General features: G+C 34.6%; 19 protein-coding genes and 2 other annotated features. Of the genes, 2 read left to right on the plus strand and 17 right to left on the minus strand.

The features are described from left to right. Nucleotides 1–6: 6 nt before the first annotated feature. The 12 genes from trpX to BR43_RS04250 form a co-directional block, all read right to left on the minus strand. The gene (gene trpX / locus BR43_RS04195; RefSeq protein ID WP_034559796.1) at nucleotides 7–993 is read right to left on the minus strand and encodes a tryptophan ABC transporter substrate-binding protein; all 987 of its coding nucleotides are present in this window, start codon (nucleotides 991–993) and stop codon (nucleotides 7–9) included. A 505-nt stretch (nucleotides 994–1498) separates the two neighbouring features. Next, nucleotides 1499–2491 carry an ornithine cyclodeaminase family protein gene (locus tag BR43_RS04200; RefSeq protein ID WP_034559798.1) on the minus strand — a complete coding sequence of 331 codons (993 nt, stop codon included), beginning with the start codon at nucleotides 2489–2491 and terminating at the stop codon, nucleotides 1499–1501. A 23-nt stretch (nucleotides 2492–2514) separates the two neighbouring features. Further along, the gene (locus BR43_RS04205; protein WP_034559799.1) at nucleotides 2515–3396 is read right to left on the minus strand and encodes a sulfite exporter TauE/SafE family protein; all 882 of its coding nucleotides are present in this window, start codon (nucleotides 3394–3396) and stop codon (nucleotides 2515–2517) included. Between the two features lie 15 nt (nucleotides 3397–3411). Further along, nucleotides 3412–4212, minus strand: a complete 801-nt coding sequence (locus BR43_RS04210; RefSeq protein WP_034559802.1) for a TrmB family transcriptional regulator — start codon at nucleotides 4210–4212, stop codon at nucleotides 3412–3414. Nucleotides 4213–4473: 261 nt separating this feature from the next. Then, nucleotides 4474–5235 carry a tryptophan synthase subunit alpha gene (trpA, locus tag BR43_RS04215; RefSeq protein WP_034559805.1) on the minus strand — a complete coding sequence of 254 codons (762 nt, stop codon included), beginning with the start codon at nucleotides 5233–5235 and terminating at the stop codon, nucleotides 4474–4476. Further along, nucleotides 5207–6442, minus strand: a complete 1236-nt coding sequence (trpB, locus tag BR43_RS04220) for a tryptophan synthase subunit beta (RefSeq protein ID WP_034559807.1) — start codon at nucleotides 6440–6442, stop codon at nucleotides 5207–5209. The genes trpA and trpB overlap by 29 nt, the downstream gene beginning before the upstream one ends. Continuing rightward, nucleotides 6420–7040, minus strand: coding sequence for a phosphoribosylanthranilate isomerase (locus BR43_RS04225; RefSeq protein ID WP_034559809.1), 621 nt, complete (start codon nucleotides 7038–7040; stop codon nucleotides 6420–6422). Before BR43_RS04225 ends, trpB begins: the two co-directional genes overlap by 23 nt. Then, nucleotides 7034–7804: an indole-3-glycerol phosphate synthase TrpC gene (gene trpC, locus BR43_RS04230; protein ID WP_034559811.1), complete on the minus strand. Its 771-nt coding sequence runs from the start codon at nucleotides 7802–7804 to the stop codon at nucleotides 7034–7036. The genes BR43_RS04225 and trpC overlap by 7 nt, the downstream gene beginning before the upstream one ends. Then, nucleotides 7801–8823, minus strand: coding sequence for an anthranilate phosphoribosyltransferase (gene trpD / locus BR43_RS04235; RefSeq protein ID WP_034559812.1), 1023 nt, complete (start codon nucleotides 8821–8823; stop codon nucleotides 7801–7803). The genes trpC and trpD overlap by 4 nt, the downstream gene beginning before the upstream one ends. Further along, the gene (locus tag BR43_RS04240) at nucleotides 8816–9406 is read right to left on the minus strand and encodes an anthranilate synthase component II (RefSeq protein ID WP_034559814.1); all 591 of its coding nucleotides are present in this window, start codon (nucleotides 9404–9406) and stop codon (nucleotides 8816–8818) included. The genes trpD and BR43_RS04240 overlap by 8 nt, the downstream gene beginning before the upstream one ends. Next, a complete protein-coding gene (gene trpE / locus BR43_RS04245; protein WP_034559815.1) occupies nucleotides 9403–10779 on the minus strand; it encodes an anthranilate synthase component I in 1377 nt (458 codons plus the stop codon). Before trpE ends, BR43_RS04240 begins: the two co-directional genes overlap by 4 nt. A gap of 64 nt (nucleotides 10780–10843) precedes the next feature. Next, nucleotides 10844–11095, minus strand: a binding site (T-box leader). A gap of 173 nt (nucleotides 11096–11268) precedes the next feature. Then, nucleotides 11269–11539, minus strand: a binding site (T-box leader). Between the two features lie 68 nt (nucleotides 11540–11607). Continuing rightward, entirely contained in the window at nucleotides 11608–12303 is a 696-nt protein-coding gene (locus BR43_RS04250; protein WP_034559816.1) for a carbonic anhydrase, read from the minus strand. A 387-nt stretch (nucleotides 12304–12690) separates the two neighbouring features. Between BR43_RS04250 and BR43_RS04255 the strand changes: the two genes are divergently transcribed. Next, nucleotides 12691–14394 (plus strand): NFACT RNA binding domain-containing protein, encoded by a 1704-nt coding sequence (locus BR43_RS04255; RefSeq protein ID WP_034559818.1) that lies wholly within the window; start codon nucleotides 12691–12693, stop codon nucleotides 14392–14394. Nucleotides 14395–14444: 50 nt separating this feature from the next. On the opposite strand, the gene BR43_RS04260 is transcribed toward BR43_RS04255, so the two are convergent. The 5 genes from BR43_RS04260 to BR43_RS20130 form a co-directional block, all read right to left on the minus strand. Next, nucleotides 14445–15155 carry a DNA alkylation repair protein gene (locus BR43_RS04260; RefSeq protein WP_034559820.1) on the minus strand — a complete coding sequence of 237 codons (711 nt, stop codon included), beginning with the start codon at nucleotides 15153–15155 and terminating at the stop codon, nucleotides 14445–14447. A 154-nt stretch (nucleotides 15156–15309) separates the two neighbouring features. Further along, nucleotides 15310–15864: an NADPH-dependent FMN reductase gene (locus tag BR43_RS04265; RefSeq protein ID WP_034559822.1), complete on the minus strand. Its 555-nt coding sequence runs from the start codon at nucleotides 15862–15864 to the stop codon at nucleotides 15310–15312. A gap of 151 nt (nucleotides 15865–16015) precedes the next feature. Next, nucleotides 16016–16984, minus strand: coding sequence for a hypothetical protein (locus BR43_RS04270; protein WP_034559823.1), 969 nt, complete (start codon nucleotides 16982–16984; stop codon nucleotides 16016–16018). A 30-nt stretch (nucleotides 16985–17014) separates the two neighbouring features. After that, nucleotides 17015–18844, minus strand: a complete 1830-nt coding sequence (locus BR43_RS04275; RefSeq protein ID WP_034559826.1) for an HSP90 family protein — start codon at nucleotides 18842–18844, stop codon at nucleotides 17015–17017. 100 nt (nucleotides 18845–18944) lie between these two features. Further along, the gene (locus BR43_RS20130; RefSeq protein ID WP_169741016.1) at nucleotides 18945–19160 is read right to left on the minus strand and encodes a hypothetical protein; all 216 of its coding nucleotides are present in this window, start codon (nucleotides 19158–19160) and stop codon (nucleotides 18945–18947) included. Nucleotides 19161–19553: 393 nt separating this feature from the next. On the opposite strand from BR43_RS20130, the gene BR43_RS04280 reads away from it, so the two are divergent. After that, complete coding sequence (locus tag BR43_RS04280) at nucleotides 19554–20507, plus strand: glycerophosphodiester phosphodiesterase family protein (protein ID WP_034559827.1); 954 nt, start codon at nucleotides 19554–19556, stop codon at nucleotides 20505–20507. Nucleotides 20508–20542: the final 35 nt, after the last annotated feature.

Raw genomic sequence — 20542 nt, forward strand, 5'->3', positions numbered from 1 at the left:
ACATTCTTATTTGATAATAATTGCGTTATCTAAAATTTCTTTTGGAATCGTAATTCCTAATTCGGCAGCTTTCTTAGGGTTGACAATTTTATCACCAGTTTTTAAATATTCAATTGGTGTTGTTGCGGGTTTTGCTTCACCTTTTAAGATTTTAGCAGTTAGTTTACCCGTCATTTTTCCTAGTTCGTATTGATTGAGTCCCACAGTTGCTAATCCGCCTTCTTCAACCATGGTATCCACTGCTGGGAAAACTGGAATTTTAGCAGCATCTGTAATGTTGACTAGTGTACTCATAGCGCTAGCCACCGTGTTATCTGCAGGAACATAGATGGCATCGACTTGTGTTGCTAAGTTTGTTGCAATTTGCGAGACATCATTTGTTGAAGCAACTGTTGCGACTGTCGTTTCCATTCCTAATTTTTTAGCAGCAGCTTCTGCTTGTTTCCCTTGAATAATTGAGTTATCTTCACTAGATGAATAGAGAATTCCAATTTTTTTTGCATTTGGTAATAAAGTTTTAATTAAATTAAATTGATCGTCAATAGGTGTTTGATCGCTAACTCCTGTGATATTTCCACCTGGTTTTTGATTATTTGTTACTAACCCAGCACCTTCTGGATCAGTAACAGCTCCTAAAACGATTGGAACCTCACTAGAAACATTAGCTAATGCTTGAGCAGATGGTGTTGCAATCCCAACCATGATATCTGCATCTTTCGTCATAAAACGTTCGCTCATAGTTTTAAGATTGCTTTGATCTCCTTGAGCATTTTGGAAATCTAAGGTCATAGTTTTACCATCAACAAAGCCTTCTTCTTTTAATGCATCTACAATTCCTTCGTAAATTTTATCTAAAGCTGGATGGCTAGTTAATTGTAAAACACCCACAACGGGGATCTCTTTCTTTTTTGTTGTCATTTTTTGATTTTCTGTCACAAATGCCACGCTTAAAATAAGGGCTAAAATAATAATAAATCCATACATTTTTTTCATTTTGTTTCCTCCAATTTTTGATTGTTTTTTTTCTATAAGTGCAAGTGACAGCTAGGCCATCGTCTTCTTATCCAACTTTTCATTCTTTCGACTCCTTAATTTTGACTAAAATAAAAAACAGAAACACACGAATAAACTTCGCAGTTCCTGTTTTTAGTTAAACAAAAACCACATAGAATAAGTGTAAACTTTCTATGTGGTATACTTTTAATTTGAATTCTCAAATAAACCAACATAGATACAAGTTCAGATTTCTGAAGGCTGTATCCATGAGTGTCTCACTTCAATCAACCTATCTATTTTGGCTTTGCCAGCTACTATTCAGTTGTGTTTGAATATGGATAGAATGGATAGACATATACGTGAGCTCCTTCGTGTGTTTTTATGATAGTTTTATCTTACTATGGAGAATTATAACTGTCAAGAAAATAGTGGATTTTTTAAAATTATATCTGTTTATTCAGTATGTACCTATCCCAGATCTATGCGGAGATAAGTTGACTCATTATAAATTAATTTCAGTACCAATACCTAAACTACGTGCTTTCATAACGATTTTCTGAGCAGTAACAACATCAAGAACGGCTGATCCAACTGTTTTAAAAATGGTAATATCATTTGCTGATTTACGCCCTTCGACTTCGCCTAAAATTACTTGTCCTAATTCACCATGGTACTCTTTTCTAGTTACTAGATTATTTTCCAATGGTTGAATAAAATCACCAGCTTCTGCTAAAACACCGGCCATCGTATCAAAAATAATTTTATCAGCCTTCACAATCAATTCAGCTGGAATCTCACACATTTCGGGTGTGTATGCACCAACACCATTCACATGAGCACCTTGTTTCACTGCGGAGGCTGAAAAGGTAGGAACTTTTGATGTAGTTACAGATGTGATAATATCAGCATCTTTCACCGCTTCATCTGAACTGGCAACGGCAATAAAGCTTGAGCCATATTCTTTTAATTCTTTTTTCATTGCTATGGCAAATTCCTCTGCTCGACTACGATCAACATCAAATATACGAACTTCTTTTAATGGTCGAACAGCTAGCATCGCTTCAAGTTGTTTAATTGCTTGTCCTCCAGTTCCAATTAAAGCACCAATTGTCGCATCTTTATTAGCCAAAATATCGGTAGCCGCTCCTTGAACTGCTCCAGTTCGTACTTGAGTTAAATAAGTACCATCTAATAATGCATCCACAATTCCTGTTTCAGGATTTAAAACAATCATTGTTGCGGGAACACTTGGAAGACCTTTTTCAATATTATTTGGATATACCGATACAACTTTAACACCTAAGCTTTCAAATTCACCTTGGGCATATGCAGGCATATATAGACTTTGTCCACCTTGTTTTTGAATATCTAAATTTGTTCTAAGAGGCACATTAGCTCCGCCTTTTGAATAAATCTCCAAAGCATCTTTATCTGCTTGAATGGCTTCGTTCATTGTGAAAAATTGACTCATTTCTTCTTTAGTTAAGATTAACATGACTTAAAACCCCTTTATTTATATTATTCCGTAACAGCTTTTTTTCCTTTTAATAGTGGCATAAGCATTGTATAGGCACTATAGATTAAGACAAGGATAACTAACCATTTTAACATGACTGTATTTAATGATTTTACTAAGAAAACAGCAACAAGTACACCTAGAACTCCAAAAATGGCTGTAAATAAAGTGATTTTACGACTATATTGGTTAAATTTGATAAATTGGGAACTGCCGATTGGCACTGAAAATGTACAAGCCCCCATCATAATTGGGAAAGCGGCAATGGGATTTAAGCCTAATAGATAGACAGTGACCATTGTTAACGCATAAGAACCAATTCCGATATTATTTAATGCTCCGTAAACAAATAATAAAAATCTTGCTAAAATTAATTTGCCTCCAAATAACTCAGTAGCTGTTCCGTTTGATGGAATCCAATTCATTTGGCCTGCAAAAATTAAAATAGCTGCAATAATTAAGCCAATTCCAACAAATATTTTAATAGTACGTTCTGGTAATTTTACTACAAAACGTGGTCCGATATAAGCTCCAATTACTTGGCAAATAATACAAACCGCTAATGTTTTAATACCTACATCAATAGAAGTGATATATGAGAGTGCCATAGCGGCAACTGGGATAACGCATTGTGTGTTTAATGTTCCTGGTAGTTTTTTGATGGATACCCAGTTTAATTTAGGATATAGCACTGTTCCTATGGCAAAATCTGAAATTCCAAATGTTGAAAGAAAAAAAATAATAAATGAGCTAAATGGCAAAATCTTCGTACTGGCTGGTTCCTTCATGACTTCATCTTTGTGACTAATTAAATCTTTCACAAACATAACAATAAAATACCCATTAATGAGTATAATTAATCCAATTAAAATATTCTTTGACATAATCTTCCGCCTCCGTTAATAAATGTCTCTAATTTTTTCAAATGCATTGCCATATTCAGCTTTCAATGGCTCTGGAAGTTGGTTGATAATTTTTAATGTGTAGGCATCATGTTTCACATATTCTTTAGATAAAGAAATCATTGATTTATTCTTTGTCCATAGAACGTCTACATCGGTTTTACTATCTCGAATAGTTCCAAAGACCACTTCTTTAGTATCTTTGACAATGTTTAGCCATCTTGAACCAAAGTCTTCTAATTTAGCTGCTTCAAATCCATGGCAATAATAACGTTTAAATGGCAACTCATAATGATGATTTTTACTAAATAGAATCAGCACGAATTCATTAAGTCTTTTTTCGGCGTCGGTAAGAACTGCGATTAATTCATCGGTTAACTCTTCTTCCCATATTTGGACATACAGACTTTCATTGGCATCACAAATTAGATGATAGGCTTTATTTTGAACATTTTCATAGCCATCTAATTTCCATAACATCTCTTCTTCTTCTTTTTCTTTAATCCTGCCTAGTTCCAATTCTAAATAATCAATATCTGTTAACGCATCTTTTTTTAGCTTTTCTAAAAATTCTTGTGCAGAAAGAGCTTGATATAGTTTTGGATCCGTTTTAGTGACAATCACTAGACCTTTTTTTAAAAGAGATTCTAAAACGTTATAAACCTTTGATCGAGGAACACCAGAGCGTTTACTAGTTTCATATCCTGATAGATTTCCAATTTCAAGTAATGTGGTATAAACCAATGTCTCATATTCCGAAAAATTATATTTTTTCATGACCTGAACTATTTGTTGCATTATGATTCCACCTTTATTTTTATAGTAGCTACTACAAGGACTACTATACTTCAAATTTTAAAAATGTCAATAGAATTGAACTTTTTTCACAATTAAAAACATATATAATTAAGTGTTCCTGATATTTTAACTATTATATGGGTAAAATGTTCACAAACTGATGGGAGTTCACCTTTTTATATTGATTGTTTTTTCACAAACGGAAATTAGAAGTAGAAAAAGAGCCAAATCCCCTTTGTATAAAGGATTTGGCTCTTTAAATTAATGGCGATTTGTTGCTTTACTAAGGAATGCGGCTAATTCTTGTTGTTGTTGCTGATGCAGCATCGAAACAACTTTACTTCCAATAATAACTCCATCACAGACTTCAGTAAAATGTTGGACTTGTTGAATGGTTGAAATTCCAAATCCAGCTAAAACAGGAACCGGACTAATACTTTTAATGAATTCTAGATGTTGATCTAGATCGGGATTGAATCCTTGGCGTTCACCAGTTGTTCCATTGACTGTAACTGCATAAACAAATCCTGTAGCATCCTTTACTAAGGTTTGAATTCGTTCTTTTGTGCTTGTTAAGGAAACTAGAGGTATTAAAGCAATATCTGTTTCTATTAAATAGGTTGTCACTAATTCTTGATGTTCATAAGGCAAATCAGGGATAATCAGTCCCTTAACAGGTGTTTTTAAGAGAAGCTGAACAAATTTGTCAACACCTAAATGGAGAATTGGATTAAAATAACTCATAATAACTAATGGTACGGTTACTTTACTGGATTCTAATACTTTTAGAATTGCTTCTAAAGAAACGTGATCTTGTAGGGCGCGTAATCCAGCTGCTTGAATAACAGGACCATCCGCCACTGGATCTGAGAAAGGAATCCCTAATTCAATGGCAGCCACCCCAGCTTGTTCTAATAAGTGTAATGTGGATTCTAATGTGGCTAGCCCACCATCCCCTGCCATAATATATGGAACTACAGGAATAGGAGCTTGTCTAATAGCTTTTTCTAAGGTTGTTTTCATCGTGTTTGCCCTCTCCCTCTCCTTGTAAATAAGCTCTAATTTGATTTACATCCTTGTCTCCTCGTCCAGATAAACAGACAATCATACTTTCATCTGGCTGCATTTTTTGTGCTAATTTGACTGCATAGGCAATTGCGTGAGAGCTTTCTAGTGCAGGAATAATCCCTTCGATTTGACTAAGCAATTGGAAGGCTTCAATAGCTTCTTTATCTGTAACCCCGTGATACGTAGCACGGCCTAAATCCCTAAAAAAACTGTGTTCTGGGCCAATTCCTGGATAATCTAATCCAGCAGAAATTGAATAAGGCTCGACAATCTGTCCAAACTTATCTTGTAATACATGCATCATAGATCCATGCAGCACTCCGACCTCTCCTTTTCCCATTGAAGCAGCATGAAGTTCTGTCTCCATACCCATTCCAGCCGCTTCTACACCGTACATCTTCACTGTTTCATCATTAATAAAAGGATAAAATAAGCCCATTGCATTACTACCACCGCCAACACAGGCTACAATTGCTTCAGGTAAGCGCCCTTCCTTAGCTAGATGCTGTTCTTTAGCTTCATTTCCAATCACACTTTGATAGTCCCGAACAATTTGTGGAAAAGGATGGGGACCTAAAACCGATCCCATAATATAATGAGTGTCTTCTACATGGGAGACCCAATAGCGTAACGCTTCATTTACAGCATCTTTTAATGTTTTTCCACCAGAAGTCACGGTAACAACGGTGGCTCCTAATAGTTCCATCCGAAAAACATTTAAAGCTTGGCGTTTCACATCTTCCTCTCCCATAAAAATAATACAATCCATATTAAATAATGCAGCTACAGTTGCTGTGGCAACGCCATGTTGACCTGCACCAGTTTCAGCAACAACTTTTCGTTTTCCCATTTTCCGTGTCAATAATGCTTGTCCAATTGTATTGTTTATTTTATGAGCGCCAGTATGGTTTAAATCTTCTCGTTTTAAATAGATCTTTGCACCGCCGGCATAGTTAGATAACCCTTCAGCGTAATAAAGAGGACTTTTTCTGCCAACATATTCAGTTAAATAATCGGTTAATTCTTTTTGAAATTCTGGATCTTGTTGTGAAGCTTCATATGCAACTTCTAATTCCTTCACTGCCTCCATCAGTGTTTCCGGGACAAAACGTCCACCATAGTTTCCATAAAATCCATTTTCATTCGGAGCTTGATAGTTCATTGATAGCCACTTCCTTTGCTTTTTTTATAAATGCTTTAATTTTTTGTGGGTCTTTTTTGCCATTGGTTTCTACACCAGATGAAACATCGACGGCAAATGGATGAAAATACTGATTCGCTGATTGAAGAATTTCAGTTGTTAATCCACCAGCTAAAAATAAGCGTTTTTGCTCATGCCTAGGAATCGTCACATCATCCCAGTGAAAGGTTTCTCCTGTTCCACCAGATCCTTTATCGATTAACAAATAAGTTGCGGAACAGTTTGTTAAACTATTTGAGTCAAATTCATTGGTCATACTGAAGGCCTTAATTACAGGAATTGGGATCTGATTTAAATACGCATTCGTTTCATTTCCATGACATTGAACCAAATCCAAAGGGACACTTTTGATTAGCTGTAATACTTCAGTCAGCGGTGCATCGACAAATACACCGACTTTTTTTATTTCAGATGGAATTAGTTTGGCTAATTGTCGAGCATGCTGGAGAGTGACTTGACGTTTACTTGGTGCAAAAACAAAGCCCAGATAATCTGCTTTGGCTGCCACTGCTGCACGAACATCTTCTGGTTCCATAAGTCCACAAATCTTTACTAGCATCTAGGCACCATTAAATTTCTTGCAGCTATAGTAGGATTAACGTCTTTCATTAAGGCTTCCCCAACTAAAACAGCCTGATAATTCTGGGCAACACGGTGGATATCTGTTGCCGTTTGAAACCCACTTTCACTAATATAACAAATTTCTTGCTGTTCTAATTGAAAATGAGTCGCCAAGGTTTCACTAACCTCAATAGCTACCTTAAACGTTGTTAAGTCACGGTTATTTATTCCAATCAACTTAGCGCCAAGTTTCTCTGCAATTTTAAGTTCTGCTAGGTTGTGTACTTCTACTAAAATTTCAAGACCGATAGCCTGAGCTTTTCTATACAAGTCAGCTAATCTAGTTGGCGTTAAAGCAGCTACAATGAGTAATACAATCGATGCCCCAGCATTATATGCCCGAATCAGTTGTTTTTCAGAAATAATAAAATCTTTGCATAAAATTGGAACAGTCACTATTTTAGCCACTTCCCTAAGGTCCTCAATCGTCCCTTTAAAGAAAACCTCATCTGTTAAAACAGAAATTGCCCCAGCTCCAGCCTCTTCATAAGCCTTTGCTTGAGTCAGAGGATCAACATCTAAGGCAATCGCTCCTTTTGAAGGTGAGGCACGTTTAATTTCTGCAATGAGTTGCATCGTAGTTTGATTTTTCTGTAAAAAGTCATAAAAAGAAGGGCGCTGTGGTTGGTCTTGGACTATTTCTAAAGGCATAATGGCTACTTCTTGTTGTTTCTGTTGAATAATTTTTTTAAAAAATGTCATGATTGAGTCACTCCTTGGGTGAATTTTTTTAGTTGTTCTAATTTTTCTAAGGCCAAACCAGATTGAATTAACGAATCAGCCAGTTTGATTCCCTCTTGAATGGATTGAACTTTGCCATTGGCGTATAAACCTAATCCGCTATTTAGTAAAACCGTGTCATAATAGGCACTTTTTTCACCGTGTAAGACACGTAGTAAAATCGCTGCATTCATTTTGGCATCGCCACCTTTAATCGCTGTCAATTCATATCGTTGCAAATGAACATCCTCTGGTGTAAATGTATGCAAAGTTACATGATTATTTTCTAGTAAAGCATAATGATTTTCTCCGTTTAAGGAGGCTTCATCTAAATAGCCCGCTCCATTGACAACAATCGCCCGTTTCCTTCCTAATTTTTGTAAAGTTAAGGCTACTTGCTGAACTAAATCACGACGATAAATACCAACTAACTGAGTTTCCAATTGAACTGGATTAGTTAATGGACCAATTAAGTTGAAAATTGTTGGTGTGGCTAATTCTTTACGAATATTCCCCACATAACGCATATTTGGATGAACATGTGGAGCGAATAAGAACGTAATTCCGACTGTTTTTAAGGCTTCGGTTGCTTGTTCAGCAGAAATATCTAAGACAATTCCTAATTCCTGACACACATCTGCGCTACCTGAACGACTAGAAATACTTCGATTTCCGTGTTTCGCTACAGGAATTCCAGCAGCTGCCAAAACAAATGCTGAAGTTGTGCTAATATTAAAGCTTTGGGAAGCATCTCCTCCTGTACCACAATTATCCATAGCATTTTTTTCTGTAAACCCAATAGGTGTTGCTAAATGTTGAACTGCTCCTACCATACCTACCATTTCTTCGATGGTCTCACCTTTCATTTTCAGTGCTAACAACAACGCGGTAATCTGAACTTGGTTGGCCTCCCCACTTAAAATAAAATCACCAATGATCCGACTCTCTTCTAACGTTAAATCTTTTTTTTGATAAACTTTTTGTAAGATTGATTCAATCATCTTGTTGCTCCTCCTGTTCTACTATTGAAATGAAATTTTGAATCATTTGTTTTCCTTCAGGCGTCCCAATCGATTCGGGATGAAATTGCAGGCCATATACAGGAAAACCTTCAACTTGTACTGCCATAATTTCTTCATCATCCGTTGAACGTGCTAAAACTTTTAATGTAGATGGAAAATTTTCTTTAGCTAAGATGAGTGAGTGATACCGCATTGCAGCGAAATATTCGGGAATTTGTTGGAACAGGGGTGATTGGTTCATTTGCTGTAATTGTGAGATTTTTCCATGACGAACAGCTTTGGCAATTTCTAATTGTGCGCCAAAAACTTCACCGATACCTTCATGACCAAGACAAATTCCTAACAGTGGTTTATACAGATAGAATTCTTTAATTAATTGAAGCAGCAGTCCAGCATCTTTTGGTTCCCCTGGTCCTGGAGATAAAACAATTCCAGTTGCTTTGGCTGCGTGTTGTAGCAACATGGGATCATCATTGCGTATGACAGTAACTTCAGAAAATTCTTCAATGTATTGAGCCAAATTATACGTAAAAGAATCATAATTATCGACTAATAAAATCATAGGCCTACCTCCAATAATGCTTTCGCTTTTTGTAGAGTTTCTAGATATTCTGTTTCTGGAACGGAATCATAGACAATGCCGGCTCCCGCTTGAACATATGCTTTATTTTGGTGGAGAATCATCGTTCGTATGGCTAAAGCAAAATCACAATCACCATTTAGACTTAAATAACCAATCGCCCCACCGTAAATCCCACGACGGACATTCTCCCACTGATAAATCCGTTCCATTGCTCTTAATTTTGGTGCACCACTAACGGTTCCAGCAGGCAGGACGGCCTTTAGTGCATCTAAAGCTGTTAGATTTTCTTTAAGCGTGCCAGATACGATTGAGACAATGTGCATCACATATCGGAAACGCTCGATCGTTAAATACGTAGGAATTGTGACACTTCCTGTTTGGGAAATTTTGCCAATATCATTGCGACCTAAATCCACCAACATTCGATGTTCCGCTAGTTCTTTTTCATCTTTTAATAATTCTTCTGCTAGTTGTAAGTCTTCCTCATCAGTTCCCCCACGTTTTCTTGTACCGGCGATAGGATTTGTAGTAACCGTTCGATCTTGAACTTTTACTAGACTTTCAGGTGAGGAACCGATAATCTTTGTTTCACCAAAATCCAAATAATACAGATAAGGGGTTGGATTCAATAAACGCAACTCTTCGTAATAAGCGAATGAATCGCCTTGAAATTCAGCCTCTAATCGCTGTGACAATACAATCTGGAAACAATCTCCTTCATGGATCTTTTTTTTCGCTTTTTCTACAAGCGCCATAAATTCTGTTTTAGAAACATTACTTTTGTACGTAAGATTGAATTTTTTTCTAGTTATTTTTTGACTTGATTGTGTTAAAAATCGTTGAAGTTCTGTATATACTCGATGGAGATCTTGATTTAATTCCAATTCGGTTCGCTGAGAATAACTATTGTCTTCTACAAGCAATAATTCCGACCTTTGATGATCAAAAACCATAAAAGATTCATAAAGATAAAAGCAAATATCAGGAATCGCTCTGTTTTCAGGTGGTAAATCACCTAATCTTTCATAAATGGCTAAGGTATCATAACCGACATAACCAATTCCCCCACCTTGAAAGGGTGAATCAAGAACTTCTACATCTTGTTGATTTCGTTGAATAAACTCAGCTATTCGTGCCAAGGGATCCGTTGCTCTTTCTTTAATTCCATCCAAATAAAGATCTTGTTGAAATACTTTTAATTCATGAATTGGATTGCGGGCAATAATCGAAAATCGCCCTGTTCCTGAACTATTGTCGTAAGATTCTAGTAAAACTTTCTTTTCACCTGATAAATAACGATATAGGTGGTTGATGGATAGAGTGTTTACATTTATTTTCTGTATTTTTCGCATTTATTTCGCTCCTTTTTATTTTTTATATAGAAAAAGCCCTCTAAAATCCAATTTAATCTGGATTTTAGAGGGCGAAAGATTCGCGGTACCACCTCTATTAAAGTTACATGTAACTTTATCTTCATTCAAGTACACAACTACTATACTCTATCTCGATAACGTGAGAAGACGTTTTTCCCTACTACTCTCAAAAAATGAAAGGTTCAAAAGAACACTATAAGGTCCATTCACTTAATTTAGTGACATCAGTTTCCACCAACCACTGACTCTCTATTGACAATAAATTAAGGTACTCATCCTTATGTAACGTTTTAGGCTATATTTAGTTATTTTGGAACAAATGGCAACGTGATGTTTGATAGATTTACAAGCTTTTAAAGCAATTAGGGATCATGGATATTTTTTAAAACTTGATGCGTAATGTCTCTATGTTCTTGAAAGCAACTAGAGACATGATAAAAAGCCTACCATCCCTGCCTAAATAAATTAGACAAGGACGATAGACTCGTGGTGCCACCTTGATTAATCAGAAAATCCTGATTCACTTTGTTCCCAACTCAATTAAATTACTTAATTGAAGTAGGTGCCTTGGGTAACGATAAGGCGTAATCGCTCTTCTTATTGAAGTAGCTATAAAGCTACTTGTTAGGAATCGTTGCTGAAAAGTCCATTCACAATCTATTCGTAATTGTCTTGCACCAACCGACAACTCTCTTCATACAAATTCCATTGCTACTTACTCTTTTGTCTTCGCATTTTAATGTTTCTTTAATTGAATACTAATTTAACCTTTTTTATTTAAAATGTCAACACTAAAGTTTAAATAAATTATTTTGATAAATAAATAGGTCGATTTTTTCTGGGTTGAACAGGTCGATTTGTTTGTCCAATTTGTTCTTTAAAAGCTTTTAATAATCCTTGTCGCATATATACTGGAAACTGAAAAACAATCCAATTTACAGGACCTGATGTTGGAGGTGTTGTTAACGAACCAGAATAATGGAAATAATCCAAATTGTAAGGCAATAAATTCATTAAATCAATAGGCACTAATAATCCTCTAGCTGAAATTCTAGGATTTAGAGCTTTTTTATCTAAATTAGCCATTTTCTCATTTAAAGGAATGGTCGTAGGTTCAGCCATAACGCCAATGACCAATAATTCATTTTTGGGAGAACGATGGACTAAATGAAATTCCAAGGGAAAACTTTGATCATCAATTAAATGCTCGCTAGGTAGATGAAAATGAATATCTTCTAACACATAACGTTTATGATTAAAAACTACATGATTCACCTTTTCTTTAGCAATCGGAGCTAAATGTAACGTGTGATTGTAGTAAGATGTCTCAAATGTTGTTTGGTGATAATCAAATTGCAATAAGCCTGCATGAATATAGCTGGATATTTCGGTTTGTTTTAACGAAATAGGCGATTGCAAACTGCCCTCCTCCGCTTCTTTAAAGATGTCGCAAATATCCTTCCAATGCTCTGGACCTCGAGCACCTGTATAATCCCAATCCATTTCTAGTTCCTCCCTTAATCAAAAACCCATTATTTTCAGATTCAGTATATTCTACCTTTTTTATAAAAACAAAGTCAATTAGGATGCATTCTGTTTTTGTCTGTTTATTCCATCATTAACTTGCTTTTTTAGAAAAACTAACAAATAAAGTAGTGAAAAATAACGTAACAATCAAAGCTTTTCCAATTTTTTTCATCAAGACTCCCACTCCTTTTAAACGCTTATTTATTTATTCTATCATTTTGATTTAATAATTCCAATAAGAGAAGTATGAAATTTAGTTCCACCAGCAAATAAATTAACTGCTTTCTTATTCGGCTATTAAACGTTATAATTAAGCTGTTACTTGTGAACACTAGAAAATTATTTAAGAAAGTGAGGGATTCCATGTCATTTGATGGTATCTTTACCCATACAATGGTGAATGAATTAAAAGAATTGCTAAATAATGGGCGCATTTCTAAAGTTCACCAACCCTACCAAAGTGAAATTATTTTAGTCATGCGTGCAAATGGCAAAAATCATAAAGTTTTATTATCGGCTCACCCTAGCTATGCACGTATTCAAACAACAGAGATTCCTTATGAAAATCCTAACACACCACCTAATTTTTGTATGATGATGCGTAAACAACTTGAAGGTGCTATTTTAGAAAATATTGAGCAAATCGGCAATGATCGTGTGATTCATTTTACCTTTAAAGGTCGTGATGAGATTGGTGATGTGCGCAATGTTGTATTAGTTGTTGAATTAATGGGACGACACAGTAACATTTTTTTAATTGAACAAGATACCAAACGAATAGTTGATTGCATTAAGCATGTACCTAGTAGTATGAATAGCTATCGTTCCGTGATGCCTGGAGCGACGTATATTGCTCCACCACATCAAGATAAATTAAATCCCTTTACTACCACAGCCGTTGAAATTACAGAGAGCCTTGCTAGTGATCCAGAACTAAGCCTGCAAAAAAATCTACAAACAGCGTACCAAGGATTAGGTGGTGATACGACTGCTGAGATTATTTATCGTAGTGAAAGTAACCCTTCTGAAATTCCAGCTGCATTTTTAGCGTTTATTCAAGAAGTTTCTGATGGACATCATACACCAACTTTGACAACAGGAGCTAAAAAAGAATTTTTCACCCCTACGCCATTTTTAAGTTTAGATGGTGAAAAGAAAATTTTTGGGAATTTAAGTCAATTATTGGATGCTTATTATAGCGGAAAAGCAGAAAAAGATCGGGTTAATCAACAAGGGTCTGACCTCATTCGTTTAGTAAATGTTGAACTCCAACGAAATGTAAAAAAACTGAAAAAATTAGAGCAAACTTTAGCAGAAACTGAATTTGCTGATGACTATCGGATTAAGGGTGAAATTTTAACAGCCTATTTACATGAATTTGAAAAAGGACAAAAAGAAGTGACTCTTTTGAATTTTTATGATGATGAAAAGCCGATTAAAATCACTCTTGATGTTCGGAAGAATCCTTCTCAAAATGCTCAAAAATACTTTGCTAAATATCAAAAATTACGGAATGCGGTAGCTTTTGTTGGCGAGCAAATTGAGTTAACTTTAAATGAGATTGATTATTTAGAATCTGTAGGAACACAACTTTCTCTAGCAACACCAAAAGATGTGGCAGAAATTAAAGAAGAATTGACACAAGAAGGTTATCTAAAAAAGAAAAAGACTAAGAAAAAAGCAATGAAAACTCAACAAGGAAAGCCTGAACAGTACCGTTCTAGTGATGGAACTAGTATTTTAGTTGGGAAGAATAACTTGCAAAATGATCAATTAACCTTGAAAACAGCCCGCAAAACAGATATCTGGTTGCACACGAAGAATATTCCTGGCTCTCATGTGATCATTCAAGATAGCAATCCGTCGGAAGAAACGATTTTAGAAGCAGCTAACATTGCTGCCTATTTCTCAAAATCTCAATTATCTGCGTCTGTTCCGGTTGATTTAGTTCCGGTAAAATTAATTCGTAAACCCAATGGTGCTAAACCTGGGTATGTAATTTATGAAGGTCAACGAACCGTTTCAGTTACTCCTGATAAAGAATTAGTTGCTCGTTTAAAAGTTTAATTTGAATACAAAGAGGAACTTACCATTTTTGGTAAGCTCCTCTTTGTTATTTAACAAACCGCATGTTTTCGTTTTCTCCCAACCCGTTCCATCGTCACAACTTTTTCAATATAATCTGTTGCCAGTGGAACTTTACAAGCAGTATCTCCAAGATAAACTTCTACTTTTCCGATAGTTTTAGCAACTTCTTCAGCTCTAGTTAACAGTGGCGGATAATAACTACCAACGCAAATGACAAATTGATTCATTGAATAGCGTACCCGATTTTTAGCTTGATGAATATTCTTTTCGATGGAATCTAATAATGCTTCAACTTCTTGTTGATGAATCGCAGTATCTGGTGTGATGGATATAAAACTGCCATAGGTTGTCCAGCCAGCATTTTCAATATATTCTTGTTCTGAAGCCATCCATTCTAAGGCTAACTCTTTAGCAAAAAGACTTTCAGCAGCAACACTTGCCACAATTGATCCAGCAATAAAGGAACAGTTGGCGGTCTCCATCCATGTTTGTAGTTGTTCTTTCTTCATCTTTTTAGGCTGAATGGCCAATCCTGCCAAATATTGTGCATCTGAGTTACCTGTTGCGAATAAATCTAGAGCTAACTGCGGATTTTTTTTAACATCTTTAACTAAAAATTTTTTTAAATCGCCAATCTTTACACCGAAAATTGGTTCATTGGCACCGTGTCTTAGTAGTGTTTTTTTGGTTTGTTCAGTACCTAGTTCGCTTAAACGTCCCATAATTTCGCTAATGTCCATACTTTTCCTCCGTCTATTACTCTATGATTTAAACAATTTATTTTTTATGATAATAATTCCTTTTAACTTATAGTCTATCCTGACTTTCATCAGGTTTCAAGAAATAGTGATATGTAAAAACGAAGACCACTAATCAGCCTTCGTTTTAGCAAAATTAACTATTTTTTTGAATTAAATCAACAAAACTATCTGTAATGGCTTGGAAAAATTGTAATGTGTTTTCATTTGTAACAGTTCCATCTTCATTCAGCATAGACGTTACATTTCCTAAATAAGCTTCTGGTTGTTGCACGGTTGGCATATTTAAGAAAACTAATGATTGACGTAAATGATGGTTTGCACCAAATCCACTAATTGCACCAGGTGAAACACTAACGATCGCTGCTGGTTTTTTATCCCAAACACTAGCGCCATATGGACGTGAACCAACATCTAATGCATTTTTCAAGACAGCTGGAACTGAACGATTGTATTCAGGAGTTACGAATAAAACAGCATCAATTGATTTCATTTTTTCACGAAATGCAGTAAGTGATTCTGGAACAGGACCCACATCATCAAAATCTTGATTGTACATATCTAAGCCATCTAAATGAATAAAAGTTACGTTGTACTCTTCCGGAAATAATTTTGAAAATGTTTCAGCAATTTTTTTACTAAATGATTCCTTGCGCAAGCTTCCTACTAAAATCCCAATATTTTTTGTCATTGTGAATTTCCTCCTAAATTTCATTTACTTTTTGTAAGCACTTTAATTGTACGACTATTTCAAATTTAATTCAAGAATTTATACTTTAAAATGAGTACATAAATGAAAAAAAGGAACGCTTCTTAATGAAGAAAATAGTTTTTTTGTTATTTTATTTTATAATCAATAAGTTTTTGTAATAGTTGTTTTGATTCCGTTCATCAAATTTGGTGGCATAATATACTGCTTTTTGATAAACTTCATCTGCATCTGGAAAATCAATTTTGCTACTACTAGTATAAAAGTGTAATTTTTCATTATCTGTTTCTAATGCTTCAACAGTATCCAAATTTTCTTGATAGACTTCAATTGCTTTTTGATGTTGTTTGCTTATTACTAGGTACTCAATAAATTGTGCGACTGTTGAAATGAATGTAGCGCGTTGTTTAACCATCGGATATCCACGATCAAATGAATCTTGTGCTTTGTCTAATTGATTTAGTTTAAAATAAGCTAAAGCTGTGTGACCATAGGTAATATGTGGAACTTCTGCACAAGATTGTTTGCCTTTCAAAATAGGTGCAGCGACTTTTATCGCTTTTTTATAGGCACCAATAAAATGATAATAAGACACAATCTCAGTTGTTTCACAAGCCGTACAATCGTTCATAAAATCTGCTTTAGTTCCTTGCCACAAAACAAAATTTTCACTTGCTGCTTCTAAATCCCCCATTGAAATTGCTTGTAGTGTTTTGATTTTATAATAAGGGCGTAGTGAGTAATTGTATTCTTTGAATTTAGTTTCCATGTCAATCGTTAAATGATTGATCTTCTCCAAAGAAATTTCGGAAAAATGAACAATGCCTTCAGTAATCCATTTGTAATGCCATAATAAATCAAAGACTCGAACTTGATTTTCAGTAGTTTCATATAGATTGATTAGCCAAGAAAAGGCAGCTAATTGCTTTTTAGGAAAGCCTGCATACATGCAAGTATCAATTAATTCCCAACGAGCAACTACACTAATGGGGATATCTCGAGCAATATCAGCGCCTCGTATGACATCTTCTAATATTGAAATTCGTTCACTTGATTGCGAATTTATTGTATAGGCATAATCTAGTAATTCTAAGTATTCCATTCTTTCTCCTCCATTATGCTTAGATTAAACTTAAATTAATTGAGTTAGCAAATCGATTAAGCTGTTATTTAATAAAGCTAATTCTTTTTTCTTTAATGGATAGTGTCCAAGTAACAAAGCTTGAACATATAAAACTTCGATAATATTTTTTAAGGATTTTGTTTTTTTGTCAGAGTTGAATAAACGTTGAATTAGCGAATTATCCATATTTAAATACAATTTCGCAGGTGGTAATTGAGTTTTTTCAACCATTAGGTCTTCCAAAATTCCACCAAATAGATCATTGCTTTCTTCGGCTGTCCGCTCTAATTCCCGTTGATTTTGAGTTAAATGATTGGATAGTAGCAACATCGGCATTTCCATTGGCTCAAAATGTTTCATGATAATCATTAAATTAAGTTCTTGAAAATATTGATTAAGTTCATCCACCGGCTCTTTCAATTCGTTACTTTCTGAAAAAGTTAATGGATGAAATGTTTTTTGAAAATCTTCTGGTTGAAGTACCTTTAATTGACTAAAAGGAAAATCTTTTAAAATCAAACTAATCTCTGACAATAGCTGACTATCATAAGAATATCCACCATTAATTACAGTCATTCCTTGTGTTCTCGCTAAGTCAGCCATTTGACGAAAATCATCAACAGATAACGCATAATGAATCATCTTATTTTGTGTTAAAATATCTGCTAAAATTTCTTCGCCATTTAATGTTCTGAAAGGTAAAAAAGTATAGATCATTTTTAAAAATTCAGAATCTTCACTTGCTAATGCTTTAAAGGATAGAAAATGTGCAGTAATCAATTTTTCTAGTGATTCACTAGGTAGGGTTTCGATTCCTAATTTTAAAGAGCTACCTAGTTCTTTTGCAACAGTTTTAAGATGGTTATCAAGATAGAAATCTTCTCTGGAAGCAATAGGTTGTAGTTCACTTGTCCAAATAATACAACGAGTAAAGAAAGCCCAGTTTGGTAAAATGACATCTACTTGATCGGAAACAAACATTTGATTTAAAAAGACTGTATTTCGTTTTTTAGCATTAATCCTCAATGTATAAGGAACAATATAGGCGATCCCTTTTGTTTTTCCATTTTTTGTTTGAATAAAGAAATAATCTTGAAATTCTTCTTTTAGTAGTAATTCCCCTAACTCTAAGATTTTTTCATGAGAAAGTGATTTAAAATCATCTGATTCTCCTAATGCTAGGGTCTCTTTATTAATAAATTGTTCAATATTTTGAGTAGAAAAGTAAATAGGCACTTCTAAACAAGCACCATATTTAAATAATATTTCTGCCAAATTATCTGGTTCTAATTGTTCAGTTAACTCTTCTAAGTCGTGTTGGTTGCCAGTGTTCCGTGAAGTTAAGTAAATTTTAGTGCCCGGTTCGTCAAAGAGAGTCGCTAATTGACGAATTTCATAAGTTCCATCTGCTTTTCCTCGCCATTCAAAGCATTCATTCGTTTTAGCACTAGTAGTCACCATAACAATCTCATCAGCTATAATAAAACAGGATAGTAAACCAATTCCAAAACGACCAATAAAGTTTTGGTGTTGCTGAAATTTTTTATCTCCTTTAGAAGATTGAGCGATGGTTGCTAAGAATTGGTGAATTTCTTCCTGTGTAAGTCCGATTCCATTATCTTCAATAATTAATGTCGATTCTCCCGACATTTGTTTACTCAAACTAATATGGATTTCTCCTGAAAAGTTAGGAGTGATTAACTTTCGAGCACGTATTGCATCAGTTGCATTTTGCAACAATTCCCGTAGATAGACGTCTTTGTTGTTGTACAAATGATTTGACAAAATATCAATCATTCCTGTTAAATTTACTTTAAATCGATTTTCTTCATTAGACATAGTGACTCACTCTCCTTATACACAAACTACATGTAATTTTTTTATGATAAAATTCACTGAAATCTTATTCAACTATTTCCAGTATAACAGCTTATTCTACCTATGAGAATAACTTCTTATCAGCAGAGAGCAACAATAAGTTATCTGATTTTGCAATTTGTAAGATTCGTTTTGAAGAGTAGTACGTTGTGTAAGTAAAAGTAGTCTCCAAGCTAGCAATGAGTTGGAGACTAAATCCAAACATTTTTACCGTGAACGTTGTAGCGATTGGGTCGTTAGTATAACCTGCTAGACTATATTGAGTTTCATACAGCATATAGTCAATAAAAGAGTGATTTTGAAAGTAATCTGGAACCCTAGTTGAAGCTTTTAGTATTTCATCACTTAAGTAGAAAGCTAATTGAATGAAAAAAACAATGCAAATAACAAGGAGAAGAGTTTATCAAAAACCATACTTATTTGTTTTTGATAAGCGAAGATAAGTAAATATATAGACAAGTGGTTTTAGCTAGTTTTTGCTTTACTTCATCAATCATCCCAGGAGCATACATGATCTCTTGAAATTTTAAAAACTGGTTAAGAAGAAAATTTTCATAAAAAATTGAAATTAACGACCTATTATAATGAAAATTGGCTAACTACTATTCTTTGCTTTTTTTTGGTACACTAAAAGCGATTTAAAATTTATAATGTCAGGAGCTTTTTCCAAATGAAACGCCAACCTTTTTTCAAAATTTTTCTGTTTTGTGGAATAGTTCTTCTAAGTAGTAGTGGAATCGTATTCGTTAGCTATCCACATTTTTTTAATCATTCAGATGAAGAAAAAAAGGAATTTTTTCTACCAAAATGGGAATATCCTACAAAATACCTTTCTTTTCCTAAATCTGATTCTAGAGTTATCGCCCATCGTGGCTTTCAGAAAAATACTGTTGAGAATACATTAGAGTCTCTTCAAACAGCAATTCAATTTAAACCTGCCTATGTTGAAGTAGATATTCAGCAAACTAAAGACAATTATTTTGTCGTCATACATGACACAAGTTTACGACGTTTGGCTCATAAAAAAAATAAGATTCGACAATTAACACTGGCAGAACTAAAAAAAATTAAGTTAAAACAAAATAATGTGACTGGGTACATCCCAACGCTTGAAGAAGTTATATCACTAGCAAAAAGTCAAGGACAACCGCTTTTATTGGATATTAAAACAAGTTCCTCAGATAGTATGGATATGCCACAAGATTTAATTACTTTACTAGAAAAATATCAAGTCACATCTGACTATTTAATCCAATCTCAAGATGATCATTTTTTGAATCGTCTAAAAGAATTATCTCCCTCACTTCAAGTTGGCTTAGTTATCAAAAGCTTGCCATCTAAAGATTTTAGGGATTATCAATTTGTAGCTTTACGGGCTACATTGGCAAGTGATGAATTTTTAGCGCAACAACGAACGGAAAACCGAACAGTTTATTTATGGACGGTTGATTTTCCATCTGAAATGGATCGAATGATGAAAAAGTCAGTTATGGGTATTATTACAGATGACTTGGATAATGCGACTCGTTTTTCCAATGTGAATAAATTAGAGTCTACTTATTTAGAGCGTATTCGTTTAAATCAGTTAGAAAGAGAACGTTCCCAATCAAGAATGGTACCTTAGGACTAAGAAAGTAATCAAAAACAGAGAATGCACTT

This window comes from Carnobacterium gallinarum DSM 4847 (assembly GCF_000744375.1).
GTDB classification, from domain to species: Bacteria; Bacillota; Bacilli; order Lactobacillales; family Carnobacteriaceae; genus Carnobacterium; species Carnobacterium gallinarum.